The sequence below is a fragment of the Corynebacterium sp. MSK035 genome (assembly GCF_030232615.1).
GTDB classification, from domain to species: Bacteria; Actinomycetota; Actinomycetes; order Mycobacteriales; family Mycobacteriaceae; genus Corynebacterium; species Corynebacterium jeikeium_D.
Genome location: NZ_JASPJP010000002.1, coordinates 260,690 through 282,135, shown reverse-complemented (window position 1 = coordinate 282,135; position 21,446 = coordinate 260,690). Strand labels below are relative to the sequence as shown.

Sequence of the window (21,446 nt, the reverse complement as noted above, 5' to 3'; positions counted from 1 at the left end):
GACAAGATAAATGAGTGAAAACGAGATCAAGGGCATCCTGGGCACGAAGCTCGGTATGACTCAGATCTTCGACGAGGAGAACCGCGTTGTTCCGGTTACCGTCGTTGAGGCTGGGCCGTGCGTAGTGACTCAGGTGCGCACCAAGGAAACCGACGGCTACGACGCCGTCCAGATTGCATACGGCGAAATTGACCCGCGAAAGGTCAACAAGCCGGAGGCCGGCCACTTCAAGAAGGCCGGTGTGACCCCGCGTCGCCACAGCGTTGAGATTCGCACCCCGGACGCTTCCTCTTACGAGGTCGGCCAGTCCGTTGGTGTCGACATCTTCGGCGAAATTGAGTACGTCGACGTCACTGGTACCTCTAAGGGCCACGGCTTCGCCGGTGGTATGAAGCGCCACGGCTTTGCTGGCCAGGGTGCTGCTCACGGTAACCAGGCTGCTCACCGTCGTGTTGGTGGCATTGGCGCTTGCGCCACGCCAGGACGCGTCTTCAAGGGCAAGCGCATGGCAGGCCGCATGGGTAACGACCGGGTCACGACCCAGAACCTGAAGATCCAGAAGGTTGACGCTGACGCGAACCTGCTGCTCATCAAGGGCGCAGTTCCGGGTGCACGCGGCGGCCTGCTGGTTGTTAAGACTGCCACGAAGGGTGGTGCTCACGCATGACCAACCTCAAGCTAGACGTACACACCGCTGAAGGCGGCGTGAACGGTTCGGTTGAGCTTCCTGCTTCCGTGTTCGACGCGGAGGTGTCCATCGCCCTGATGCACCAGGTTGTTGTCGCACAGCGTGCAGCAGCTCGCCAGGGCACCCACAAGGTCAAGACCCGCGGTGAGGTTCGCGGCGGTGGCCGCAAGCCGTGGCGCCAGAAGGGTACCGGTCGCGCTCGTCAGGGTTCGATCCGTGCTCCGCACTGGACCGGCGGTGGCATTGTCCACGGCCCGGTGCCGCGCGACTACAGCCAGCGCACCCCGAAGAAGATGATTGCAGCTGCTCTGCGCGGCGCACTCTCTGACCGTGCTCGCCACGACCGCATCCACGTTGTCGAGGAACTGGTCCCAGGCCAGACCCCGTCCACCAAGGCAGCTCGTACTTTCGTCGAGCGTCTGACTGAGCGCCGCAACGTGCTCGTCGTTCTGCCGCGCGAGGACGTCAACTCGTGGAAGTCGGTTCGTAACCTGCCAGGTGTCCACATCCTGTCTGAGGATCAGCTGAACACCTACGACGTTCTGAAGGCCGATGACGTCATTTTCGCCGTTCAGGCACTCAATGACTTCATCACTCGCACCGCCGGTAAGGAGGAGAAGTAATGGCTACCATCGCAGATCCCCGCGACATCATTGTTGCACCGGTAGTGTCTGAGAAGTCCTACGGACTCATGGAGCAGGGCGTTTACACGTTCCTGGTCCACACCGACGCTAACAAGACCCAGATCAAGATCGCGGTCCAGGAGATTTTCGGTGCCAAGGTCGCTTCCGTCAACACCCTCAACCGTGAGGGCAAGCGCAAGCGTTCCCGCACCGGCTACGGCAAGCGCAAGAACACCAAGCGCGCCTACGTGACTCTCGCGGCCGGCAGCGATCCCATCGACATCTTCGGCGGTTCGGCAGCTTAGCCGCTAGCCGACGAGGAAGTTAAGGAAGAGCAAAAGTATGGCTATTCGTAAGTACAAGCCGACTACGCCGGGTCGCCGCCAGAGCTCCGTCTCCGAGTTCAGCGAGATTACTCGCTCGACTCCTGAGAAGTCTCTGCTGCGCCCGCTGTCGAAGACCGGTGGCCGTAACGTTCACGGTCACATCACCACTCGCCACAAGGGTGGCGGACACAAGCGCCAGTACCGTGTCATCGACTTCCGTCGTAATGACAAGGACGGCATTCCGGCAAAGGTCGCTCACATCGAGTACGACCCGAACCGTACCGCCAACATCGCACTGCTGCACTACGCAGACGGTGAGAAGCGCTACATCATCGCTCCGAAGAACCTGAAGCAGGGCGCCATCGTTGAGTCCGGCGCAAACGCCGACATCAAGGTGGGTAACAACCTGCCGCTGCGCAACATCCCGACCGGTTCCACCATTCACTGCGTGGAGCTCAAGCCGGGTGCTGGCGCACAGCTGGCACGTTCTGCTGGTGCTTCTATTCAGCTTCTCGGTAAGGAAGGCAAGTACGCAGTTCTGCGTATGCCGTCCTCTGAGATCCGTCGCGTCGACGCACGTTGCCGTGCAACCGTCGGTGAGGTCGGAAACCAGGATCAGATCAATATCCGTTGGGGCAAGGCCGGCCGTATGCGCTGGAAGGGCTGGCGCCCGACTGTCCGCGGTGTTGTCATGAACCCGGTCGACCACCCGCACGGTGGTGGTGAGGGTAAGACCTCCGGTGGTCGCCACCCGGTTTCCCCGTGGGGCCAGAAGGAAGGCCGCACCCGTAAGCCGAACCGTCCGAGCGACCAGCTGATCGTTCGTCGCCGTCGTACCAACAAGAATAAGAAGCGCTAAGGAGGGAACTGAGAATGCCACGCAGCCTTAAGAAGGGCCCGTTCGTCGATGAGCACCTCCTCGCGAAGGTCGATGCACAGAACGAGAAGGGCACCAAGCAGGTCATCAAGACCTGGTCTCGCCGCTCCACGATTCTCCCCGATTTCATCGGCCACACCTTCGCCGTTCACGACGGTCGCAAGCACGTGCCGGTGTTCGTGGATGACTCTATGGTCGGCCACAAGCTGGGCGAATTCGCCCCGACCAAGACCTTCAAGGGTCACGTCAAGGATGACAAGAAGGGACGTCGATAAGCCATGAGCAACGACATTACTTCTGCACGCGCAACTGCGCGCTTCGTCCGCGTTACTCCGATGAAGGCACGTCGCGTCCTGGACACCGTTCGCGGTAAGTCCGTCGACGAGGCACTGAACATCCTGGAGTACGCTCCGCAGGGTGCTGCTGATCCGGTTGCCAAGGTTGTTGCGTCTGCAGCTGCAAACGCTGAGAACAACTTCGGCCTGGACCGTCGTACTCTGGTCATCTCCGAGGCTTACGCCAACGAGGGACCGACCATGAAGCGCTTCCGCCCGCGTGCGCAGGGCCGTGCTTTCCACGTCCGCAAGCGCACCAGCCACATCACCGTGGTCGTCGAGAGCCAGAAGGAAGGTGACCGATAGTGGGACAGAAGATCCATCCACACGGTCTTCGCCTCGGTATTTCCAGCGACTGGAAGTCCCGCTGGTACGCCGACAAGCAGTACGCTGACTACCTGGCCGAGGACATCAAGATCCGCGATCTGCTGTCCACCGGTCTTGAGCGCGCCGGCATCTCCGATGTCGTTATCGAGCGCACCCGTGACCGCGTGCGTGTGGACATCCACACCGCACGCCCGGGCATTGTTATCGGTCGTCGTGGCTCCGAGGCTGACCGCATCCGCGGCCAGCTCGAGAAGCTCACCGGCAAGCAGGTTCAGCTGAACATCCTCGAGGTCAAGAACATTGACGCGGATGCGAAGCTGGTTGCTCAGTCCATCGCTGAGCAGCTCGCCAACCGTGTCGCTTTCCGTCGTGCAATGCGCAAGGCTATCCAGTCTGCAATGCGTCAGCCGCACGTCAAGGGCATCAAGGTTGTCTGCTCCGGTCGTCTCGGCGGTGCCGAGATGGGCCGCACCGAGCGCTACCACGAGGGTCGCGTTCCGCTGCACACCCTGCGTGCGGAAATCGACTACGGCACCCACGAGGCTCACACCACCTTCGGCCGCATTGGCGTCAAGGTGTGGATCTACAAGGGTGACGTGATCGGTGGCCGTCGCGAGTCCGAGATCAACGCCGGCAACGACCGCCAGCGTCGCGGCAACGACCGTCCGCGTCGTGGTGGCAAGCGTCGTCAGCGTGCATCTGAGAAGAAGGAGGGCTAATTCATGCTCATCCCGAAGCGCGTTAAGTTCCGTCGCCAGCACCGCCCGACCCGTTCTGGTATGTCCAAGGGCGGCAACAAGGTGACTTTCGGTGACTACGGTCTCCAGGCTCTCGAGCCGGCCTACATCACCAACCGTCAGATTGAGGCAGCGCGTATTGCTATCAACCGCCACGTCAAGCGTGGTGGTAAGGTCTGGATCCAGATTTTCCCGGACCGTCCGCTGACCCAGAAGCCACTGGGTGTTCGTATGGGTTCCGGTAAGGGCCCGGTCGAGAAGTGGGTTGCAAACGTCAAGCCGGGTCGCATCATGTTCGAGATGTCCTACCCGGACGAGGCAACTGCTGTCGAGGCACTGAAGCGCGCAGGCGCTAAGCTGCCGATTAAGACCCGAATCGTTCGGAAGGAGGATCAGTACTGATGTCGAACGGCATTCCCGCCCACGAGCTTCGCTCGCTGGATAACGATGACCTGGTTGCCAAGCTCAAGGAGTCTAAGGAGGAGCTGTTCAACCTCCGTTTCCAGAGCGCTACCGGTCAGCTGACCAACAACCGCCGTCTCCGCACTGTCCGCAAGGATATTGCTCGCATTTACACCGTTATGCGTGAGCGCGAGCTCGGCCTGTCTGCTGCACCAACCGATGGTGATGCAGCATGAGTGAGGAAAACATGAACACCACCGAGGCTGGCGCACGCAAGGTGCGCACCGGTTACGTCGTGTCCGACAAGATGCAGAAGACCATCGTCGTCGAGCTCGAGGACCGCAAGCAGCACGCCCTGTACGGCAAGATCATGCGCACGAACTCTAAGGTCAAGGCGCATGACGAGAACGAAGAGGCTGGCGTGGGCGACCGCGTCCGCATCGAAGAGTGCCGTCCGCTCTCCAAGGACAAGCACTACCGCCTGATCGAGATCATCGAGAAGGCTAAGTAAGACCCGTCAGCTGAGCAATCAGCTTGGGCTTTACGACGAGAACCCCGCCGCGGGAAACACGAAAGTGTTTTCTGTGGCGGGGTTTTGTTTTTTTTAGAAAGCCATGTTCCTTCGTATTTCTAGTCCTCTCAGTCCAGGTTTGATGGGTTTTTATCTCTGATAGCATTGGCCAGGATTTGTGCTTTGTGAGGGGAGAAGTTCGGTGACTACTGACGTGACCAGGATTGATGATCGAGATCTCGAGTCCGCGCTTCGCTCACATGACGTGGCTACGCTGTCGCGGCTCTTAACTGATATTGAGCCCAAGGCTGCCGCTCGAAAGATGCGCCGCCTCAGCCATGGGGAACGTGCGCTGTTCTACCGCACACTGCCGAAAGACACGGCGGTTGAAACCTTCGATGAGCTGAACTCGGCTCTGCAGGCGCACCTGATTGACAGTCTCCGTGATCCTGAAGTCACCGCAGTTTTCGCGGAGATGGAACCGGACGATCGAGCAGAGCTGCTCGACGAGCTTCCTGCGTCTGTCGCTGCAAAACTGCTTGCCGATCTGCCGGATGACGAGCGAGAGCTAACCAACATCGTCCTCGGTTACCCCGATGGTTCCATTGGGCGTCGGATGAGCCCGGAGCTGGTGTCGCTTCACGACGATATGACGGTGGGGGAGGCTCTGGAGACCGTCTACAAGCATCTGGATGATGCCGAATCCATCTACACGCTGCCGGTGTCGAACCGGAACCGTCGGCTGGTGGGCGTGGTTAGCCTTCGTGAACTGATGCGCGCCAGCAGTGATATCCATGTTGCGGCGATTTTGCGGAAGGCCGATTACGCAGAGGCGACCGAATCCGAAGAGAAGGTAGCCCGCATGTGCGCTGATCGTAAGCGCCTAGCTCTGCCGATTGTCGACAGCGAGCAGCGTGTTATCGGTCTGCTCACGGTCGACGACGCCCTCCGGATTCTGGAAGAGGCAGACTCCGAGGACCAAGCTCGTATTTCCGGTTCTGAGCCTCTGCGCTTGCCCTATCTCGCGACGCCCATTTTCGAGATTGTTCGCTCTCGTGTGGTGTGGCTGCTCGTGCTTGCTATCGGTGCAACATTGACCGTGCAAGTCCTGGAAACTTTCGAAGAGACTCTTTCTCAGATGGTGGTTCTCTCGGTATTTGTGCCGCTGCTGATCGGTACAGGTGGCAATACCGGTAACCAGGCAGCAACCACGATTACGCGTGCGTTGGCGCTGGGGGATGTCCAACCCCGCGATATATTCAAAGTCATTCTCCGCGAGGTGAGAGTCGGTGCCTTCCTCGGTCTATTGCTTGGTACTCTCGGCCTGCTATTGGCTGGCTTGGTTTACGGCTGGGACATCGGCCTAGTGATTGGTCTGACGCTGCTGGGTATTTGTACTCTCGCGGCAACTGTCGGTGGCATCATGCCGCTGATTGGTAAGAAGTTCGGCATTGACCCAGCCGTCTTCGCTAACCCGTTCATTACAACTCTCGTCGATGCCTCCGGTCTAATCATCTACTTCCTGATCGCTAAGTCAGTATTGGGAATCTAGTCCCGTCGCGCAGGGGACGTCGGCGGTATAGAAAAGAGACCAACTGCGCCATAATGGTGGCCATGAGCAATGGCACCCACAATCACCGCACTTGGAAAGAAATTATCGCCGCCGATCCGCAGCATTCCCGCCGCTACGCCAACCGCTGGCGGGGATTCGTGCGCGAGGGCCGCGATATTGACGGCGAGGCTCGGTTGGTGGATGCAATGGCGCCACGCCACGCTCGAATCCTGGATGCCGGCTGTGGGCAGGGGCGCGTCGGCGGTTACCTGGCGAAGGCTAGTCATCGAGTCGTCGGTGTCGATGTCGACCCCTATCTCATCGACGAGGCAAAGCGACAGTTCCCGGACGCGACGTGGTTGGTAGGGGACTTGGCGCAGCTGCCGCACGTGCTTGACGACGGGCTGGAGAACACACCCCACGATGACACGGCATCCGCCTTCGACGTCATCATTTGCCCCGGCAATGTGCTGACTTTCGTAGCGGCAGAAGACCGCGCGAAGGTACTGCAGGGCTTCGCGGAGGTGCTGAATCCGGAGAGCGGTCGTGCCATTATCGGCTTCGGCGCTGGCCGTGGTTGGGACTTTGCCGATTTTGAAACCACTGCGCAGGAGGCTGGGCTCACCGTGATTCAGCGTTATTCCACGTGGGATCTTCGTCCCTTTGACAAAGAGTCTCAGTTCCTGGTTGCAGTGCTTGAGCGAGCTAAATAGAGCGGGCTAAGCAGCGCGGACTAGGAATCCTTAGCCAGGAGTTCTTCGACTTCGGTTTTCGTCGGCGGCTGCGCTCCCTTGCGGGACACAGTGATGGCAGCCGCGGCGGCCGCATAGTGCAGAATCTCGCGCCACTGATCTGGTGATACGGAAGTCAGGTCAGCTGCCGTCAGACCTCGTTCCTCAATTTGCGCTAAAAGTGCGCCCATAATTGTGTCCCCAGCACCGATGGTGTCAACGACATTCGCGTTGACGGCTGGGACATCGATGCGGTTTCCGTCGGCAAGCAAAGTGAGCCCATCGCCACCTCGGGTGATGACGGCGGCCGGAACTTTAGTCAGCGCCTCTTCGCCAAGGAACTCGACTTCCTCATCCGAGAGCTTCAACAAATTGGCGTAGGGGAGCAAGCCCATGAGGAATTCGCGGTGTGCATCCGTTGCGTACATGGGGCGAATGTTCGGGTCCAAAGCGACTAGGGTGTCGTTGGCTGCGAACTGCTTGAGCAATTCCGCGTATCGGCTGGCACCCGGTTCCAGCGCCAGCGACAGCGTGCCAAAACATGCGATATTCGCATCGATGAGCTTCGGCTCCACAAGTGGGGTGGCCGTGCCGTCGGTGTAAAAGGTGTATGTTGCAGAGCGATCGTCGTGGATGGTGGTTACCGCCAGAATGGTCGGCTCTGGGCCACGCTGAACGTAAGTGGTGTCGACCCCTTCGGTTTCCAAGTGCTTGACCAGCTCATTTCCGAATCCATCCGTAGACAGGCGGGACTGGAAAATAACATCCGCACCGAGGCGAGAGGCCGTGACCGCGACGTTGTAGGGACCCCCGCCTAGCGCCGGCACGTGGTTATTGAGGCTGCCAGGAGATACCGGAACGAGGTCAACCAGACCTTCGCCGCAAACACAAATAGCCATGACTTCAATAATATCGGGGGGGGGGGTATGACCTATCGGCCGAATTACCATCTGTCACCGCCACAGGGCCGACTGAATGACCCGAATGGCCTTTTCGTGGACGGCGAGACACTGCATGTGTTCGACCAGCATGATCCATGCTTTCCACATGCGCCGAAGAGAACTGGGTGGGGGGCATGCGTCCGCGTCGCTCACGACGGCCGAGCGGTGGCGTCATCATCCAGATGCGCTGTATCCGGACATGCCCTATGACAAGCATGGTTGTTATTCGGGCGGCGCGGCTGTTGATGGCAATGATGTGTGGCTCTTTTATACCGGAAACTTGAAGGCAGACGGACGCCGTATACCATCGCAGAACCGCGTCCGTGCGCTTGCTCCCTCCGGCCCGGAGGGTGGGATTCATCTTGCCGATTCTGGTTATCTCATGGATTCTGGCAACGATTGAGAAGTTCTTCCATAAGCGTCTCAAGGGCACTGTCGACTTTATGCTGACACCACTGTTGACGTTGCTGATCACTGGTTTCATCACCTTTGCCGCCATTGGTCCAGTACTGCGCACTGCAGGTGAATGGCTGGGTATTGGTCTTGCAAATCTGTACGAATTCGCGGGACCTGTGGGTGGCTTCTTGTTCGGCTTGGTCTACTCGCCAATTGTCATCACTGGTCTGCACCAGTCCTTCCCTCCAATCGAGTACATGCTGTGGGATCAGGGCGGCTCGTTCATTTTCGCGACGGCATCGATGGCCAATATCGCTCAAGGTGGTGCCGCACTGGCGGTGTACTTCCTGGCCAAGAGCGAGAAGCTCAAGGGGTTGGCAGGCGCCTCCGGTATGTCGGCGCTATTCGGTATTACCGAGCCGGTCATCTTCGGTGTGAACCTACGTTTGCGCTGGCCGTTTTACATCGGCATGGGTGCCTCGGCCATTGCCTCAACCATGAAGGACGAGCCGAAGTCAGAAACTGCTGCGAAACCTGCTGTTACCGCAGAGAAGAAGTAAATCTGCCTCTCTTCGACGGTGAATCGCAGTTCCTGGTTGCAGCGCCTAAGGGGGGGTAGGGCGCTGTGACCGTCGTAAAGCGGTTGCGATTCCGCGTCAGCCTGTCGTTATTCTTTTATGCGAATAACTGCAATTAACGGCACGCAGGGAAAGGCTTCGGCGGTGATGCTATACGAAACGCTGGATACGGCTGGCGACAAGAAACAGGAACTGTTGACGCAGGACTACGGACGATTTGCCGTGCGAGCGGTCCTGGCGGGTATGTACCTGACGCTCGGGACGGCATTTGCTGCGGTGGCCGGGCAAGTAGCAGAGGGCGTCGCGCCGGGGACTGGGGGACTGGTTTTTGCGTGCCTATTCGGGCTTGGACTGTTCGCCATTGTGGTGCTCGGTGCAGAGCTGGCGACCGGCAGCATGATGTTTGTGTCCTGGTCCGCCGCACGCGGACGCATGGCGTGGGGAGTGGCCTTTCGAATGGTGGCCGTCGCTACGTTCTACAACTTCATCGGTGCGGCGATTGTGGCGCTGGTGCTCAGCCAGAGCGCCAAGCTCGGTGGGATTGATGACACACATCTGATTTCCACCTTGACTGAGGGGAAGCTGGCCAAGCCGTTCTTCGGCGCTTTCGTAGAGGCCATGGGTGCGAATTTCGTGGTCAACATGGCTGTCTTAGGTGCGCTACAAGCCAAAGAAATCATTTCGAAGTTCGCTGTGATTCTGCCGATCATTGCAGTGTTCGTCGGGCTCGGACTCGAGCACGTGATTGCGAACTTCTCGTTGTTTTCCTTGGCCTTTTTCGCTGATCCGCATCCTACAGGCTTCGATGGTCTGCACATTACTGTTAACTGGGTGGCCGTGTGGCTAGGTAACTTCGTAGGTGGTGGCCTTGGGATCGGCGCGGTCTACGCCTGGTTGAACCAGACGAAGACCAGCTATGTTGACTAGTTTTTGAGCTGCGCCGGAGTCTTAGAGTGCCGAGTTTCTTGAGCAGGGCTCTTATGTCAGTCGGTGTGAGCGTTTGTGGAGGTCGGCGCGCGTCAATGTCAACACCGCGGTCAGTGCAATCAATGCACAGGTCAACATCGAAATAGCCATCGAGAGGGGCAGATTGGAACCAAGCCCCACCAACGGGGAAACCGTGGCGGCCGCGAGGAACTGTGTGAAGCCCATGAGACCGGAACCTGAGCCAATTCCGATATCTCGAACCTCCTCAATTCCGAGTGCCGTGGCATTGGCGAAGATTAGCGGCATCATCGGTACCGTAATGAACAGCAACAGCCAAGTAGTGAAGAAGGTAATCCCGACGAGGGCATTAATAATCAGGCCTATCGACGCCACGAGCATGACCGTAAGGGCAACTAAAATGCCTTTGCGGGGATGAAGCCGGTTGATCATCTTGCCGTTGAGGATTGACACAAATGTCAACATCGCTGCATTGGATGCGAACACGAGAGAAAACTGAGTAGGGGTTAGCCCCAGCAGCTCCTGGAAGATAAAGGGTGACGCAGCGATATAGGAAAACATCACCGAGAAGCCACCAGCGAAAGCCAACAAGTAGCCGACAAATACTGGCCGCCGCAGCAGCCTGCCAATATTGGGCAGGAGATTGCGCAGAGCGCCTGTGGAGCGTCGCTCAGGCGGCAGGGTTTCCGGAACCATCAGGATCACAATCGCGACCATCGCGACGTTGATGGCTGCGAGAAACCAGAACACGCTGCGCCAGCCGAATGCGGGGCCTAGAAAACCGCCCACAAGGGGAGCGATTGCCGGGGCGATGGAGGAAATGCCCATCAGCGTGGAGAAAGCTCTCGCTGATGCCTTGCCCGTCAAGAGGTCTGGTACTACAGAACGAGCCAGAACAACTGTGGAGCCACCAGCTAACCCCTGGAACAGGCGCATTGCAATAAGCGTGCCAATATTCGGTGCTACTGCACAGAGGATTGACGAGCTCAAGAACACCAAAGTGGCAATGAGAAGCAGCTTCTTGCGGCCCAAACTATCGGAGAGAGCGCCAATGACGAGCTGTCCAGCAGCCATGCCAATCATGAAGGTTGTCAGCGTGAGCTGAACCATCGACTCGGTCGTGGAGAACTCGCGTGCAATCTCCACGAAGGATGCCAGATATGTATCTGCGCCGAACGGGGCGGCGGCGGATAACAAGGCCAACCCGGCAAGTAGCGATACCGGTAGCGTCTGTGCTGGCTGTGTCTGAGCACTCTCGGAATGTTGATTTGTCACTGTCTCAGTATAGGGTTGCCGCAGAAGGCATAAACCATGTTGGGGGCATGAAAATAAGGGATTTTGTTGTCCCGCACGAACGTGCCATAATACACAGGTTGCGCGAAGTGACTGCGTGCTGCTCTCAACGGTCTAGAACCGTAGTAAGCACGAGGTCAAAGCGATAGGAAAGCTACCTCTAGCAGGTGCTTCCGTCGTAAAGCGTAAACGCAAGACATAAAGACCGCGTGCGTTTAGGACGGAAATCTGACGCACAATGCAACCAGGTCAGGAGAAACGCAGTGATTCAGCAGGAATCCCGTCTGCGCGTTGCCGACAACACTGGTGCACGTGAAATTCTGTGCATTCGCGTTCTCGGTGGCTCGACCCGACGCTTCGCTGGCATTGGCGACACCATTGTCGCAACTGTCAAGGAAGCTACTCCGGGCGGCAACGTCAAGGCAGGCGAAATTGTTAAGGCAGTCATCGTCCGTGCGAAGAAGGAGACCCGTCGTCCGGACGGCTCCTACATTTCGTTCGACGAGAATGCAGCTGTCATCATCAAGGCCGACGGTGAGCCAAAGGGCACCCGTATTTTCGGCCCGGTCGCGCGTGAGCTGCGTGACAAGAAGTTCATGAAGATTGTCTCGCTCGCACCGGAGGTGATTTAAGTGAAGATCCGTAAGGGCGATACCGTGCTGGTTATCTCTGGTCCGGACAAGGGTGCTCAGGGCAAGGTCATCGAGGCCTACCCGAAGCGCGACAAGGTCTTGGTCGAGGGCGTTAACCGTATCAAGAAGCACGTTGCAAACTCCGCTGCGGAGCGCGGTGCATCCTCGGGTGGCATTGTCACTCAGGAAGCTCCGATTCACGTGTCGAACGTCATGCTGGTCGACGAAGATGGTACCCCGACTCGCGTCGGTTACCGCTTCGATGAGGACGGCAAGAAGGTTCGCATCTCCCGCCGTACCGGGAAGGACATCTAAGCATGAGCGAAAATTACACCCCTCGTCTGAAGGCCCGTTACCGCGATGAGATTCGCGGCAAGATGCAGGAAGAGTTCTCCTACGAGAACGTCATGCAGATTCCGGGCGTCACCAAGGTCGTCGTCAACATGGGCGTCGGCGCTGCTGCTCAGGACAAGAAGCAGATCAACGGTGCTATCAACGACCTGACTCTGATCACCGGTCAGAAGCCGGAGACCCGTCGTGCTCGCAAGTCGATCGCTAACTTCAAGCTCCGTGAAGGCGATGCCATCGGCGCTCGCGTCACCCTGCGTGGCGACCGTATGTGGGAGTTCCTGGATCGTCTGCTGACCGTGGCTCTGCCGCGAATCCGCGACTTCCGCGGTCTGTCTGATCAGCAGTTCGATGGTCACGGTAACTACACCTTCGGCCTGTCTGAGCAGACCATGTTCTACGAGATTGACGTTGACAAGATCGACCGCCCGCGCGGTATGGACATCACCGTTGTGACCACCGCTACCAACAACGAGGAAGGCCGCGCGCTGCTGCGCGAGCTGGGCTTCCCGTTCAAGAAGTAGTTTTGCCTCTTCGGTAGCTTTTGCCTGAAGCCCCGGATGCCGCTTGGCCTCCGGGGCTTTTTGCTGCTCTGTTAACTGCTTATGTTCGTGGGGGAGTGAGGTCGCTGTGCGGGGCCTGCGTAAAAGTTACCAGTGTTGCTGGTGGGAAAGTTGACCCTTTTTGGGGGTTGGAAATTAGTAAAGCCACAAGGTTTCTCAGTTGAAAGTTAGGCGTTTGTGATGATTTCGTTGTAAACTGCCATTCGTCATAGTGACGGCCGCCAAAATGCATTGTGGTCGTTATCAATTTGGGCAAGACTTAAGTGACTTCAGCTTCTGTGTGATTGAGCCAGTGGTTCTACACAGAGCGGTTCTTAAGTTAAAACGCAAAGGGATTAACTACATGAAGAACTTCTCCGTGGCCGTCCGCTCGGCTGCTATTGCAACTGTTGCGGCTCTGGGTCTGAGCTTGGGTGCAGGTGCTGCCAACGCACAGCCGGCACTGCCGGAAATGCCGAACATTCCGATTCCGGGTATCGGCGACACCGGCCCGAAGGGCGTCAAGCAAATCGTTACCTTCGGTGACTCCTTCACCGCTAATGCCGGTAAGGGCGGCCCGCGTGGCCTGGCGCCGGGACAGAACGCACTGGTCGCTAACTGCGCTACCGACATGGAAAACTGGCCGAAGATTGCAGCTTCGAAGCTGAACAAGTCCCTGGGTGACTGGTCCTGTAACGGTCTTGGCGGCTTCCCGGGTCAGCTCCTCGCATACCTGGAGGCTTCCATCCAGTACGGCGACATCGGAGAGGGCACCGAGAAGGTTGTCCTGATGTACGGCGGCATGGACTGGGTCCAGTGGGTTGACGTGGCAGGCGAGCTTGTCGCAAAGCCGGATCCCCAGGCTCCATCCGCGTTCAAGCAGACGCTGCGTCAGTTCACTGACCGCGTCCACCAGGTTGCCCCGGGCGCTCAGGTCGTCCTGGCGTCGTACCCAGAGTACGCCACTGATGATCAGCTGTGCCTGGTGAACACCTCGGACCAGACCTTCCCGATCCCGGCACCGGGTGCCAGCGAGATCCAGGGTGCATTCCGTGACAGCATTCGCTCCGCATCTCACCACGTAGGTGCCGGCTTCATTGACGTCTACGAGGCAACCCTCGGCCACGGTACCTGCAACCCGAACCCGGATGAGCGCTTCGTCGCCGGTTTCGCAGACCCGGTGATGGGTCCGATGACCAACCACCCGACGGTGGCTGGTGAAAAGGCAATGGGTAACATCATCGCCGACCAGCTCTACTAATTTCCTCTAGCCGGCGCCATGTCGGCTAGGAATTGAGTTCCACTGTTAATTGGTGGGGCTTCACGCCGCGAGCGGACTAACGTCCGTCTGCGGCGTTTTTGCATTTCGGCCTGTATTTGTTAGTATCACCAGGTCTGCCCTCTATAAGAGGTGCGGCAGTAAAAATGTAAGAACTTTGCTGTAGGCCCCTCGCCTCGCATCGTCTCTGGCGTCACCTGGGTGGCGAGCTGACTCGGCTATTGAACCGAGTTGGCGAACAGTAGCCCTTAAATCGCCGGAATCACGATATTGGAAATCGCTCCAACTTAAGCTTTTGCCGTGTGACAGTTGCTGTTTGCGCGGTCATCGGAGTTAGCCACGAGGTGGGAAGGAACCGCAGCGAGAAAGGAAGCGGTCACTAACCATGACCATGACTGACCCAATCGCCGACATGCTGTCGCGCGTGCGCAACGCTAACAACGCGTACCACGACTCTGTCTCGATGCCGTCGTCCAAGCTGAAGGCTAACATCGCCGAGATCCTCAAGTCTGAGGGTTACATTGCGGACTACGCAGTCGAGGATGCCAAGGTCGGCAAGACCCTGACCCTGAACCTGAAGTACGGCCCGTCCCGCGAGCGTTCGATCGCTGGCGTGCGTCGCGTCTCCAAGCCGGGTCTGCGTGTTTACGCAAAGTCCACTAACCTGCCGAAGGTCCTCGGCGGCCTGGGCGTGGCTATCATCTCCACGTCTCAGGGCCTGCTGACTGACCGTCAGGCTTACGAGAAGAAGGTTGGCGGGGAAGTCCTCGCTTACGTCTGGTAAAGGGGGAACTACACAATGTCTCGTATTGGTAAGAACCCTGTCGTTGTCCCGGCAAACGTTACTGCCCAGGTCAACGGCCAGGACGTTTCCGTCAAGGGCCCGAAGGGCGAGCTGTCTGTCTCTATCCCGGCTCCAATTACCGTTGAGCTGAAGGACAATGAGATTGTGGTCAACCGCCCGGATGACCACCGCAAGAGCCGCTCCCTGCACGGCCTGTCCCGTTCGCTGATTAACAATATGGTTGTCGGTGTGACCGAGGGCTACACCATCAAGATGGAAATCTTCGGTGTCGGTTACCGTGTCGCCAAGAAGGGCAAGGACCTCGAGTTCTCCCTGGGCTACTCGCACCCAGTCCTGATCGAAGCACCGGAAGGTATCACCTTCGACGTCGACGGCACCACCAAGCTGTCGATCACAGGTATTGATAAGCAGCAGGTCGGACAGCTCGCAGCTAACATCCGTCGTCTGCGTAAGGATGATCCTTACAAGGGCAAGGGCATTCGTTACGATGGCGAGCAGATCCGTCGCAAGATCGGAAAGACGGGTAAGTAATGAGCAACACCAACGAAAAGCGCCTCCCGGTAGGCAAGGACATCTCGACTCGTCGTCGTGTCGCCCGCGCCCGCCGTCACGCACGCTTGCGCAAGAACGTCCGCGGCACCTCCGAGGCACCGCGCCTCGTCGTGCACCGCTCTTCCCGCCACATCACCGCTCAGGTTATCGACGACTCCATCGGTCGTACCCTGGCAGCTGCTTCCACTCTGGACGCAGATCTCCGTGGCTTCGAGGGCGACAAGAAGGCCAAGAGCGCCAAGGTCGGCGAGTTGATTGCTGCTCGCGCTAAGGATGCTGGCATCGAGAAGGTCGTTTTCGACCGCGGTGGCTACCAGTACCACGGTCGCGTTGCTGCTCTGGCCGAGGCTGCCCGTGAAGGTGGTCTGAAGTTCTAATGCGCACTTACAAGTCCAACGGAAGGAATGCGTGATGTCGGAACGCGATAAGCGCGAAGGCGGACGTAACTCCGCTGACAACAAGAACAACAACCGTCGTGGTGGCCGCGGTAACGACCGTCGCCAGCAGGACGAGCGTTCGCAGTACATCGAGCGCGTAGTAACTATCAACCGAGTTTCCAAGGTCGTCAAGGGTGGTCGTCGCTTCAGCTTCACCGCTCTGGTCATCGTCGGTGACGGCGAGGGCATGGTCGGCGTCGGCTACGGCAAGGCCAAGGAAGTACCGGCAGCTATCCAGAAGGGTGCTGAAGAGGCTCGTAAGAACTTCTTCCGCGTCCCGATGATTGCTGGCACCATTACCCACCCGGTTCAGGGTGAGACCGCTGCTGGCATCGTCCTGCTGCGCCCGGCTGCTCCGGGTACCGGTCTGATTGCCGGCGGCGCTGTCCGCCCGGTTCTCGAGTGCGCCGGTGTTCAGGATGTTCTGTCCAAGTCGCTGGGTACCAACAACTCCATCAACGTTGTTCACGCAACCGTTGATGCCCTCAAGCAGCTGGTTCGCCCTGAAGAGGTCGCCGCACGTCGTGGCAAGTCCCTCGAAGAGGTCACCCCAGCACGTATGCTGCGCGCACGCGCAGGTCAGGGAGCGTGATTTCCATGGCACTGAAGATTACCCAGGTCCGTGGTACCGCTGGTACCAAGCAGAACCAGAAGGATTCGCTGCGCACCCTCGGCCTGAAGCGCATCAACGATTCCGCCGTTCGCCCGGATACTCCGGCTGTGCGCGGTCTCGTGAACGTTGTGCGTCACCTGGTCGAGGTTGAAGAAGTAGCGGGGGAGTAGGTAAACCATGAGCGAACCAATTAAGCTCCACGACTTGGCCCCGGCTCCGGGTGCTAAGAAGAAGAAGACTCGCGTCGGCCGTGGTGAGGCTTCCAAGGGTAAGACCGCTGGTCGCGGCACCAAGGGCACCAAGGCCCGCAAGCAGGTTTCGGCAGCATTCGAGGGTGGCCAGATGCCACTTCACATGCGTCTGCCGAAGTTGAAGGGCTTCAAGAACCCGGCGAAGGTCACCTTCCAGGTGGTCAACGTTTCGGATCTGGAGCGTCTGTTCCCGAACGGTGGCGACGTCACCATCGCCGACCTGGTTGCAAAGGGCGCTGTCCGCGCTAACCAGCCGGTGAAGGTCCTCGGCGACGGCGACATCAACGTCTCCGTCAACGTCACCGCAACCAAGTTCTCGGGCTCCGCAAAGTCCAAGATCGAGGCTGCAGGCGGCTCTGTCACTGAGGCCTAAAGCACTTAAGCTTTAACAAAAGAGCTCTTAACCCAAGTGGTTAAGAGCTCTTTTTGTATTGAAAGGGAGGAAAGGGGAGGGGACGGCAGCGCAAACCGCCCGCTTACAGCAGGCCGGTGTTGCGCAGAGCCTGCTCCAGTCGGTCGATGTCAGCGTCCGTATGGAGCGCGGTAATGGTCAATCGCAACATTGCCTCACCACGGGGAACCGTCGGGTAGCGAATCGCAGGTATGTACACGCCTAGCTCCGCCAACCGTGCTGTGGCGTCCATCGCTTCGGCTTCGTCGCCGACGGGCAGCGGGATGATTGCAGATGCGGGGTCGGCCTGTGCGCCAACCAGGGAGCGGACGCGCGCAATATTACGCTGCAATCGCTTGACGACGTCCCCAGCCTCCAACTGCTTCAACGCTGCGCGGATAGCTGCGACGGAACCTGGGTTCATCGACGTTGAGTACACAAAACTGCGGGCTTGATTGCGTAGCAGTTCGCCAACTGGTGCGGAGCAGAGAACGTATCCTCCTTCGACACCGAGAGCCTTGCTCGCGGTGCCGACCACAATGTCCGGGTGAATGCCCAGGTGCGATGCGGTGCCACGGCCTTGCTCTCCGATAACGCCGACGCCGTGGGCGTCGTCAAGCATCAACCATGCGTTGTGACGGCGACAGGTGCGCTCGAGTACGGGGCCGTCGATGATCTCGCCTGACATAGAGAACACGGAGTCGGAGATGACAAGCTTGTGGCGGGCGCTCGATGCTGCGAGGAGACGGTCGAGTGCCTGATAGTCAGCATGTGGAAAGACCGTGACGTTAGCTCGGGCATTGCGGCATCCGTCGATGATGGAAGCATGGTTGGCGGCGTCGGAGAAGATTTCCACGTCGGCGGTGGCGATGGCAGCGATGGTTGAGTGGTTCGCCTGGTAGCCAGTCGCAAAGAGAACGGCATCGTCGAAACCGAAGAACTGCGCCAGTTCATTCTCAAGTGCGCTGTGGATGCTAGTGCCGGTGGTCAGGCGAGAGCCGCCGGACCCGGTGCCGAAATGTCCAATTGCCTCGGTGGCAGCTGAGATGAGTTCAGGGTGCGTGGACAGGCCGAGGTAGTCCGAAGAAGAAAACAGTAGATAGTCGGTTCCGTCAATTCGGCTGTGTGGCAGTTGTCCGGTTTCGAAAGTGCGCACTGTGCGGGCAAGCCCTTCAGCGGCCCAGGCCGAGTTCCTTTGGGCGGCGATTGCTGAGAGGTCGCTGTTGGGGGCGGTCACGTCCGGCGAGGAACTGGCGTCAGCTGGGAGCTCGACGTAGACCGGCGCGTTCTCCAGGTAATCGATTAGCTCGGGGATATCGGTGCCGGGTTCAACGATGAAGATGCGAGTACCAAGAGTGCTGCCGTGGTCCTTGATATTGGGGATACGGTGAAAGATTCCGTCCAGCGCCAGATATCCCCGCGTGTAAAAGGGGTCATCGGAGAGGCAGATTTCTGCGACGATACCCGGGGCGCTGTGAACCTTAGATGCGAGGATGAGCGCCTCGTGAAAATGATCCTTGGTGCAGTCCTTACTGGGGTGCGAGATGGCATCAAAAGTGGAAACCCGTACACCACGGGTAGGGTTTGGGTCGAGCCGTTCACCGGAGGAGGCATCGATGAGAGCGGCACCGCGGAGACCTGTGAGTGAATAGGCCATTTCGACGGCGATGTCGGCTGCCTGTATGCCTGCAGCGTGTAGGCGTTGAGCAATGAGATTGCGTGCGTCCTCAGGGCTGGGGTTCGACTCTAGAAAGGGAGTCAACGCGGACACGGTGCCGATAGTCGACTCTTCAACCTTGTCCACAGTGATGTGAATTGTGTCGGCTCGACCCTTGTCGTGGTGAAGTGCACGGCTAGTCATTGCAGAAGCCAGCTGAGGTAGTTCGACGGCCGGTGCAAGACGCTCAGCGCCAGAGATATGGCAGCCATCGGCGCTGGATCGCATGCGGATGCTGTAGGTACTCACAGAGCAAAACTTTAACACTGTTCAAGTTTTGTCTGGGAAAATTGGGTGGAGCACAGTGAGGGGCGTGGGCTCAGAGGGGAGGGGGCGCTGGGATCGTCGTCAAGCGAAAAGAGGTGATTGGCGGGGCGCTGTACTAACGGTGATATGGAGGTGTATTGCGACGATGTGGAGAAACGCTGGTAGACTCACTACGTCAAATACTGTCAATTAAAGGTTTGAGGAATACGTCATCCGCGTTGCTTAACTAAAACGGGAGACTACTGGCGGATAAGCGGGTAAGTCTTTCGGGAAAAGCGTGGGAGAAGCGGATTTCTTGACCTCGGGAGGATGCACGTGGCTTCCGGTCTCATTGCGGCGTTGCGCGATCCCGATTTGCGTAAGAAGATCTTCTTCACTCTGACGATGATCATTCTGTACCGAATCGGCTCGCAGATTCCAACCCCTGGTATCGACTACCAGTTGGTCAACGCGCAGCTCGAGCAGATTTCGAAAGATCAGTCCAGCGTTTACTCGCTGATCAACCTGTTCTCAGGTGGCGCTCTGCTGCAGATGGCGATTTTCGGCATCGGCATTATGCCGTACATTACGGCCTCGATTATCGTCCAGCTGCTCACGGTGGTGATTCCACACTTCGAGCAGTTGAAGAAGGAAGGGCAGTCGGGTCAGACAAAGATGACCCAGTACACCCGCTACCTCACAGTGGCGTTGGCGTTGCTGCAGTCTGCAGGCATTGTGGCCATGGCAGACCGAGGTGCCCTGCTGGGTGGCTCGCAGTCGCTGCTGGTTAAGGATGCGGGTGTCTTTGACCTCGTGGTGATGGTCGTTGTGATGACCTCCGGTGCCGTGCTGGTCATGTGGATGGGTGAGCTCATCACTGACCGAGGCGTCGGCAACGGTATGTCGCTGCTGATTTTCTCCGGCATCGCCGCTGGTATGCCGGCGCAGGGAGCGAACATTCTGCGCTCCACTACCGGTGTCGTGTTCGCCACCGTGATTGTTGCCGTGCTGATTCTCATCATCGGCGTTATTTTCATTGAGCAGGGACAGCGCCGTATTCCGGTGCAGTACGCAAAGCGCATGGTTGGTCGTCGCCAGTACGGCGGATCTTCCACCTACCTGCCGCTGAAGGTGAACCAGGCCGGTGTTATCCCGGTCATCTTCGCGTCCTCGCTGATTTACGTGCCGGTTCTGATTACCCAGATTGTTCAGTCCGGTCAGTCGAATCCGAACATGGACAACTGGTGGCAGCGCAATGTCATTCAGTACCTGCTGGCGCCGTCCAGTTGGCAGTACATTCTGCTGTTCTTCCTGATGATCATCTTCTTCTCCTTCTTCTACACCTCCGTGCAGTACGACCCGCACGAGCAGGCGGAGAACATGAAGAAGTACGGCGGATTCATTCCGGGCTTCCGCCCGGGCCGTCCGACTGCTGAATACCTGTCCTACGTCCTGATTCGCCTGCTGACTGTCGGCTCGCTGTACCTGGCGCTGATTGCTGTTCTGCCAAATGTCGCTCTTGATATGGGGCTTGGCGACGCGAACTCCGGTACAGGCGGTATGTTTGGAGGTACAGCCCTGCTGATTCTGGTCAGTGTTGCGCTGACGACGGTCAAGCAGGTTGAAAGCCAAATGATGCAACGTAACTACGAAGGGTTCTTGAAGTAATGCGACTCGTACTTGTAGGTCCTCCCGGTGCAGGCAAGGGCACTCAGGCAGCTATCCTCTCGGAGAAGCTCGGTGTCCCGCACATCTCCACCGGTGACCTGTTTCGCGCAAACATCGGTGAAGGCACTCCGCTCGGTATTGAGGCGAAGTCCTACATCGACGCCGGCAACCTTGTTCCGGACGACGTGACTGTGCGTATGGTCGAGTCCCGTCTGAATGAGGACGACGCTGCCAAGGGGTTCCTGTTGGATGGCTTCCCGCGCACTGTTGGTCAGGCAGAAGAGCTGAAGCGTCTGCTGTCCAACCTCGGCACTGAGCTGGATGCGGTCGTACAGTTCGACGTTTCTGAGGATGTCGTAGTCGAGCGCATGCTGGCCCGTGGTCGCGCAGACGACACTGAAGAGGTCATCCGCAACCGCATGCATGTGTACACCAATGAGACCGCTCCTTTGCTGGATTACTACTCGGAGAAGATCATCAAGATTGCCGCTGAGGGATCCGTTGAGGAGATTAACGAGCGCACGATGGCTGAGCTGGAGAAGCTGAACTAGGCTCCTGGCACACCGGGTAACTAGACGCTCTAGATTTTTCGCTGGCTGGGGCCGATGGGTTTGCCGGTTGTAGATGGTTGTTGAAGCCGCCCTTTCGAACCGTTGAGGTTTGGAAGGGCGGCTTTTGTGTGTGGCTGTTGGGGCTGGGGTGG

General features: G+C 58.4%; 28 protein-coding genes and 3 pseudogenes. 27 read left to right on the top strand and 4 right to left on the bottom strand.

The window, feature by feature from the left end:
• The first annotated feature begins 10 nt into the window (after nt 1-10).
• The 12 genes from rplC (at nt 11) to QP978_RS02590 (ending at nt 7,091) form a co-directional block, all read left to right on the top strand.
• On the top strand, nt 11-667 hold the full coding sequence (rplC, locus tag QP978_RS02645; RefSeq protein ID WP_005509762.1) for a 50S ribosomal protein L3: 657 nt from the start codon (nt 11-13) through the stop codon (nt 665-667).
• Nucleotides 664-1,311, top strand: coding sequence for a 50S ribosomal protein L4 (gene rplD / locus QP978_RS02640; RefSeq protein WP_049190610.1), 648 nt, complete (start codon nt 664-666; stop codon nt 1,309-1,311). The genes rplC and rplD overlap by 4 nt, the downstream gene beginning before the upstream one ends.
• Entirely contained in the window at nt 1,311-1,616 is a 306-nt protein-coding gene (rplW, locus tag QP978_RS02635; RefSeq protein WP_005509869.1) for a 50S ribosomal protein L23, read from the top strand. Before rplD ends, rplW begins: the two co-directional genes overlap by 1 nt.
• A gap of 37 nt (nt 1,617-1,653) precedes the next feature.
• A complete protein-coding gene (rplB, locus tag QP978_RS02630; protein WP_016422056.1) occupies nt 1,654-2,496 on the top strand; it encodes a 50S ribosomal protein L2 in 843 nt (280 codons plus the stop codon).
• Between the two features lie 14 nt (nt 2,497-2,510).
• A complete protein-coding gene (rpsS, locus tag QP978_RS02625; RefSeq protein ID WP_005509882.1) occupies nt 2,511-2,789 on the top strand; it encodes a 30S ribosomal protein S19 in 279 nt (92 codons plus the stop codon).
• A 3-nt stretch (nt 2,790-2,792) separates the two neighbouring features.
• Nucleotides 2,793-3,155 carry a 50S ribosomal protein L22 gene (gene rplV, locus QP978_RS02620; protein WP_005509775.1) on the top strand — a complete coding sequence of 121 codons (363 nt, stop codon included), beginning with the start codon at nt 2,793-2,795 and terminating at the stop codon, nt 3,153-3,155.
• Nucleotides 3,155-3,895, top strand: a complete 741-nt coding sequence (gene rpsC / locus QP978_RS02615; protein WP_016422058.1) for a 30S ribosomal protein S3 — start codon at nt 3,155-3,157, stop codon at nt 3,893-3,895. The genes rplV and rpsC overlap by 1 nt, the downstream gene beginning before the upstream one ends.
• A gap of 3 nt (nt 3,896-3,898) precedes the next feature.
• Complete coding sequence (rplP, locus tag QP978_RS02610) at nt 3,899-4,315, top strand: 50S ribosomal protein L16 (protein ID WP_016422059.1); 417 nt, start codon at nt 3,899-3,901, stop codon at nt 4,313-4,315.
• Nucleotides 4,315-4,551 carry a 50S ribosomal protein L29 gene (rpmC, locus tag QP978_RS02605; protein ID WP_005509851.1) on the top strand — a complete coding sequence of 79 codons (237 nt, stop codon included), beginning with the start codon at nt 4,315-4,317 and terminating at the stop codon, nt 4,549-4,551. Before rplP ends, rpmC begins: the two co-directional genes overlap by 1 nt.
• Nucleotides 4,548-4,826, top strand: coding sequence for a 30S ribosomal protein S17 (rpsQ, locus tag QP978_RS02600; protein WP_042388398.1), 279 nt, complete (start codon nt 4,548-4,550; stop codon nt 4,824-4,826). Before rpmC ends, rpsQ begins: the two co-directional genes overlap by 4 nt.
• Nucleotides 4,827-5,028: 202 nt before the next feature.
• On the top strand, nt 5,029-6,378 hold the full coding sequence (gene mgtE, locus QP978_RS02595) for a magnesium transporter (protein ID WP_069359389.1): 1,350 nt from the start codon (nt 5,029-5,031) through the stop codon (nt 6,376-6,378).
• A gap of 53 nt (nt 6,379-6,431) precedes the next feature.
• Nucleotides 6,432-7,091 (top strand): class I SAM-dependent methyltransferase, encoded by a 660-nt coding sequence (locus QP978_RS02590; protein WP_083296841.1) that lies wholly within the window; start codon nt 6,432-6,434, stop codon nt 7,089-7,091.
• A 20-nt stretch (nt 7,092-7,111) separates the two neighbouring features.
• Here QP978_RS02590 and QP978_RS02585 read toward each other — a convergent pair whose 3' ends face one another.
• Nucleotides 7,112-8,008: a carbohydrate kinase family protein gene (locus tag QP978_RS02585; protein WP_284856807.1), complete on the bottom strand. Its 897-nt coding sequence runs from the start codon at nt 8,006-8,008 to the stop codon at nt 7,112-7,114.
• 27 nt (nt 8,009-8,035) lie between these two features.
• On the opposite strand from QP978_RS02585, the pseudogene QP978_RS02580 reads away from it, so the two are divergent.
• From QP978_RS02580 to QP978_RS02570, 3 genes and pseudogenes are all read left to right on the top strand, one after another.
• Nucleotides 8,036-8,420, top strand: a pseudogene (locus tag QP978_RS02580) (glycoside hydrolase family 32 protein); the annotation flags it as partial.
• A pseudogene (locus QP978_RS02575) lies at nt 8,404-8,946 on the top strand (PTS transporter subunit EIIC); the annotation flags it as partial. The pseudogenes QP978_RS02580 and QP978_RS02575, both read left to right, overlap by 17 nt.
• Nucleotides 8,947-9,168: 222 nt before the next feature.
• Nucleotides 9,169-9,951 (top strand): formate/nitrite transporter family protein, encoded by a 783-nt coding sequence (locus QP978_RS02570; protein ID WP_419145431.1) that lies wholly within the window; start codon nt 9,169-9,171, stop codon nt 9,949-9,951.
• Nucleotides 9,952-10,002: 51 nt separating this feature from the next.
• Here the strand turns inward: QP978_RS02570 and QP978_RS02565 are convergent, their stop codons facing one another.
• Nucleotides 10,003-11,244 (bottom strand): multidrug effflux MFS transporter, encoded by a 1,242-nt coding sequence (locus QP978_RS02565; protein WP_284856806.1) that lies wholly within the window; start codon nt 11,242-11,244, stop codon nt 10,003-10,005.
• A 281-nt stretch (nt 11,245-11,525) separates the two neighbouring features.
• Here QP978_RS02565 and rplN point away from each other — a divergent pair, with 281 nt between their 5' ends.
• The 10 genes from rplN (at nt 11,526) to rplO (ending at nt 17,094) form a co-directional block, all read left to right on the top strand.
• On the top strand, nt 11,526-11,894 hold the full coding sequence (rplN, locus tag QP978_RS02560; protein ID WP_016422069.1) for a 50S ribosomal protein L14: 369 nt from the start codon (nt 11,526-11,528) through the stop codon (nt 11,892-11,894).
• Entirely contained in the window at nt 11,895-12,209 is a 315-nt protein-coding gene (gene rplX / locus QP978_RS02555; protein ID WP_005509963.1) for a 50S ribosomal protein L24, read from the top strand.
• 2 nt (nt 12,210-12,211) lie between these two features.
• Nucleotides 12,212-12,766, top strand: a complete 555-nt coding sequence (gene rplE / locus QP978_RS02550; RefSeq protein ID WP_005509901.1) for a 50S ribosomal protein L5 — start codon at nt 12,212-12,214, stop codon at nt 12,764-12,766.
• Nucleotides 12,767-13,148: 382 nt separating this feature from the next.
• Nucleotides 13,149-14,045 (top strand): GDSL-type esterase/lipase family protein, encoded by an 897-nt coding sequence (locus tag QP978_RS02545; protein ID WP_049170004.1) that lies wholly within the window; start codon nt 13,149-13,151, stop codon nt 14,043-14,045.
• A gap of 403 nt (nt 14,046-14,448) precedes the next feature.
• A complete protein-coding gene (gene rpsH, locus QP978_RS02540) occupies nt 14,449-14,847 on the top strand; it encodes a 30S ribosomal protein S8 (RefSeq protein ID WP_005509822.1) in 399 nt (132 codons plus the stop codon).
• Between the two features lie 15 nt (nt 14,848-14,862).
• Nucleotides 14,863-15,399 (top strand): 50S ribosomal protein L6, encoded by a 537-nt coding sequence (rplF, locus tag QP978_RS02535; protein ID WP_005509895.1) that lies wholly within the window; start codon nt 14,863-14,865, stop codon nt 15,397-15,399.
• Nucleotides 15,399-15,797, top strand: a complete 399-nt coding sequence (gene rplR, locus QP978_RS02530; RefSeq protein WP_005510009.1) for a 50S ribosomal protein L18 — start codon at nt 15,399-15,401, stop codon at nt 15,795-15,797. The genes rplF and rplR overlap by 1 nt, the downstream gene beginning before the upstream one ends.
• A 34-nt stretch (nt 15,798-15,831) precedes the next feature.
• Nucleotides 15,832-16,449 carry a 30S ribosomal protein S5 gene (rpsE, locus tag QP978_RS02525; protein WP_005510059.1) on the top strand — a complete coding sequence of 206 codons (618 nt, stop codon included), beginning with the start codon at nt 15,832-15,834 and terminating at the stop codon, nt 16,447-16,449.
• Nucleotides 16,450-16,454: 5 nt separating this feature from the next.
• Complete coding sequence (rpmD, locus tag QP978_RS02520; RefSeq protein ID WP_005509843.1) at nt 16,455-16,640, top strand: 50S ribosomal protein L30; 186 nt, start codon at nt 16,455-16,457, stop codon at nt 16,638-16,640.
• A 7-nt stretch (nt 16,641-16,647) separates the two neighbouring features.
• Entirely contained in the window at nt 16,648-17,094 is a 447-nt protein-coding gene (rplO, locus tag QP978_RS02515) for a 50S ribosomal protein L15 (RefSeq protein ID WP_016422071.1), read from the top strand.
• A 103-nt stretch (nt 17,095-17,197) separates the two neighbouring features.
• Here rplO and QP978_RS10875 read toward each other — a convergent pair whose 3' ends face one another.
• Both QP978_RS10875 and QP978_RS10870 read right to left on the bottom strand, forming a co-directional pair.
• Nucleotides 17,198-18,349, bottom strand: a complete 1,152-nt coding sequence (locus QP978_RS10875) for an aminotransferase class I/II-fold pyridoxal phosphate-dependent enzyme (RefSeq protein WP_502870671.1) — start codon at nt 18,347-18,349, stop codon at nt 17,198-17,200.
• Nucleotides 18,350-18,397: 48 nt separating this feature from the next.
• Nucleotides 18,398-19,057: pseudogene (locus tag QP978_RS10870) on the bottom strand (6-carboxyhexanoate--CoA ligase); the annotation flags it as partial.
• Between the two features lie 354 nt (nt 19,058-19,411).
• Between QP978_RS10870 and secY the strand changes: the two are divergent.
• On the top strand, nt 19,412-20,743 hold the full coding sequence (gene secY, locus QP978_RS02505; RefSeq protein ID WP_088611995.1) for a preprotein translocase subunit SecY: 1,332 nt from the start codon (nt 19,412-19,414) through the stop codon (nt 20,741-20,743).
• Nucleotides 20,743-21,294, top strand: a complete 552-nt coding sequence (locus QP978_RS02500; protein WP_005509947.1) for an adenylate kinase — start codon at nt 20,743-20,745, stop codon at nt 21,292-21,294. The genes secY and QP978_RS02500 overlap by 1 nt, the downstream gene beginning before the upstream one ends.
• Nucleotides 21,295-21,446: the final 152 nt, after the last annotated feature.

Excerpts from the sequence above, each read along its gene's own strand:
- QP978_RS02545 (WP_049170004.1), top strand. The coding sequence starts at position 13,149 with ATGAAGAACTTCTCCGTGGCCGTCCGCTCGGCTGCTATTGCAACTGTT.
- rpsH (WP_005509822.1), top strand. The coding sequence starts at position 14,449 with ATGACCATGACTGACCCAATCGCCGACATGCTGTCGCGCGTGCGCAAC.
- rplO (WP_016422071.1), top strand. The coding sequence starts at position 16,648 with ATGAGCGAACCAATTAAGCTCCACGACTTGGCCCCGGCTCCGGGTGCT.
- QP978_RS02500 (WP_005509947.1), top strand. The coding sequence starts at position 20,743 with ATGCGACTCGTACTTGTAGGTCCTCCCGGTGCAGGCAAGGGCACTCAG.
- rpmC (WP_005509851.1), top strand. The coding sequence starts at position 4,315 with ATGTCGAACGGCATTCCCGCCCACGAGCTTCGCTCGCTGGATAACGAT.
- QP978_RS02590 (WP_083296841.1), top strand. The coding sequence starts at position 6,432 with ATGGTGGCCATGAGCAATGGCACCCACAATCACCGCACTTGGAAAGAA.
- rplP (WP_016422059.1), top strand. The coding sequence starts at position 3,899 with ATGCTCATCCCGAAGCGCGTTAAGTTCCGTCGCCAGCACCGCCCGACC.
- rpmD (WP_005509843.1), top strand. The coding sequence starts at position 16,455 with ATGGCACTGAAGATTACCCAGGTCCGTGGTACCGCTGGTACCAAGCAG.
- rplE (WP_005509901.1), top strand. The coding sequence starts at position 12,212 with ATGAGCGAAAATTACACCCCTCGTCTGAAGGCCCGTTACCGCGATGAG.
- rplW (WP_005509869.1), top strand. The coding sequence starts at position 1,311 with ATGGCTACCATCGCAGATCCCCGCGACATCATTGTTGCACCGGTAGTG.
- QP978_RS02585 (WP_284856807.1), bottom strand. The coding sequence starts at position 8,008 with ATGGCTATTTGTGTTTGCGGCGAAGGTCTGGTTGACCTCGTTCCGGTA.
- rplF (WP_005509895.1), top strand. The coding sequence starts at position 14,863 with ATGTCTCGTATTGGTAAGAACCCTGTCGTTGTCCCGGCAAACGTTACT.
- rplC (WP_005509762.1), top strand. The coding sequence starts at position 11 with ATGAGTGAAAACGAGATCAAGGGCATCCTGGGCACGAAGCTCGGTATG.
- rplD (WP_049190610.1), top strand. The coding sequence starts at position 664 with ATGACCAACCTCAAGCTAGACGTACACACCGCTGAAGGCGGCGTGAAC.
- rplV (WP_005509775.1), top strand. The coding sequence starts at position 2,793 with ATGAGCAACGACATTACTTCTGCACGCGCAACTGCGCGCTTCGTCCGC.
- rplR (WP_005510009.1), top strand. The coding sequence starts at position 15,399 with ATGAGCAACACCAACGAAAAGCGCCTCCCGGTAGGCAAGGACATCTCG.
- rplB (WP_016422056.1), top strand. The coding sequence starts at position 1,654 with ATGGCTATTCGTAAGTACAAGCCGACTACGCCGGGTCGCCGCCAGAGC.
- rpsS (WP_005509882.1), top strand. The coding sequence starts at position 2,511 with ATGCCACGCAGCCTTAAGAAGGGCCCGTTCGTCGATGAGCACCTCCTC.
- rpsQ (WP_042388398.1), top strand. The coding sequence starts at position 4,548 with ATGAGTGAGGAAAACATGAACACCACCGAGGCTGGCGCACGCAAGGTG.
- rpsE (WP_005510059.1), top strand. The coding sequence starts at position 15,832 with ATGTCGGAACGCGATAAGCGCGAAGGCGGACGTAACTCCGCTGACAAC.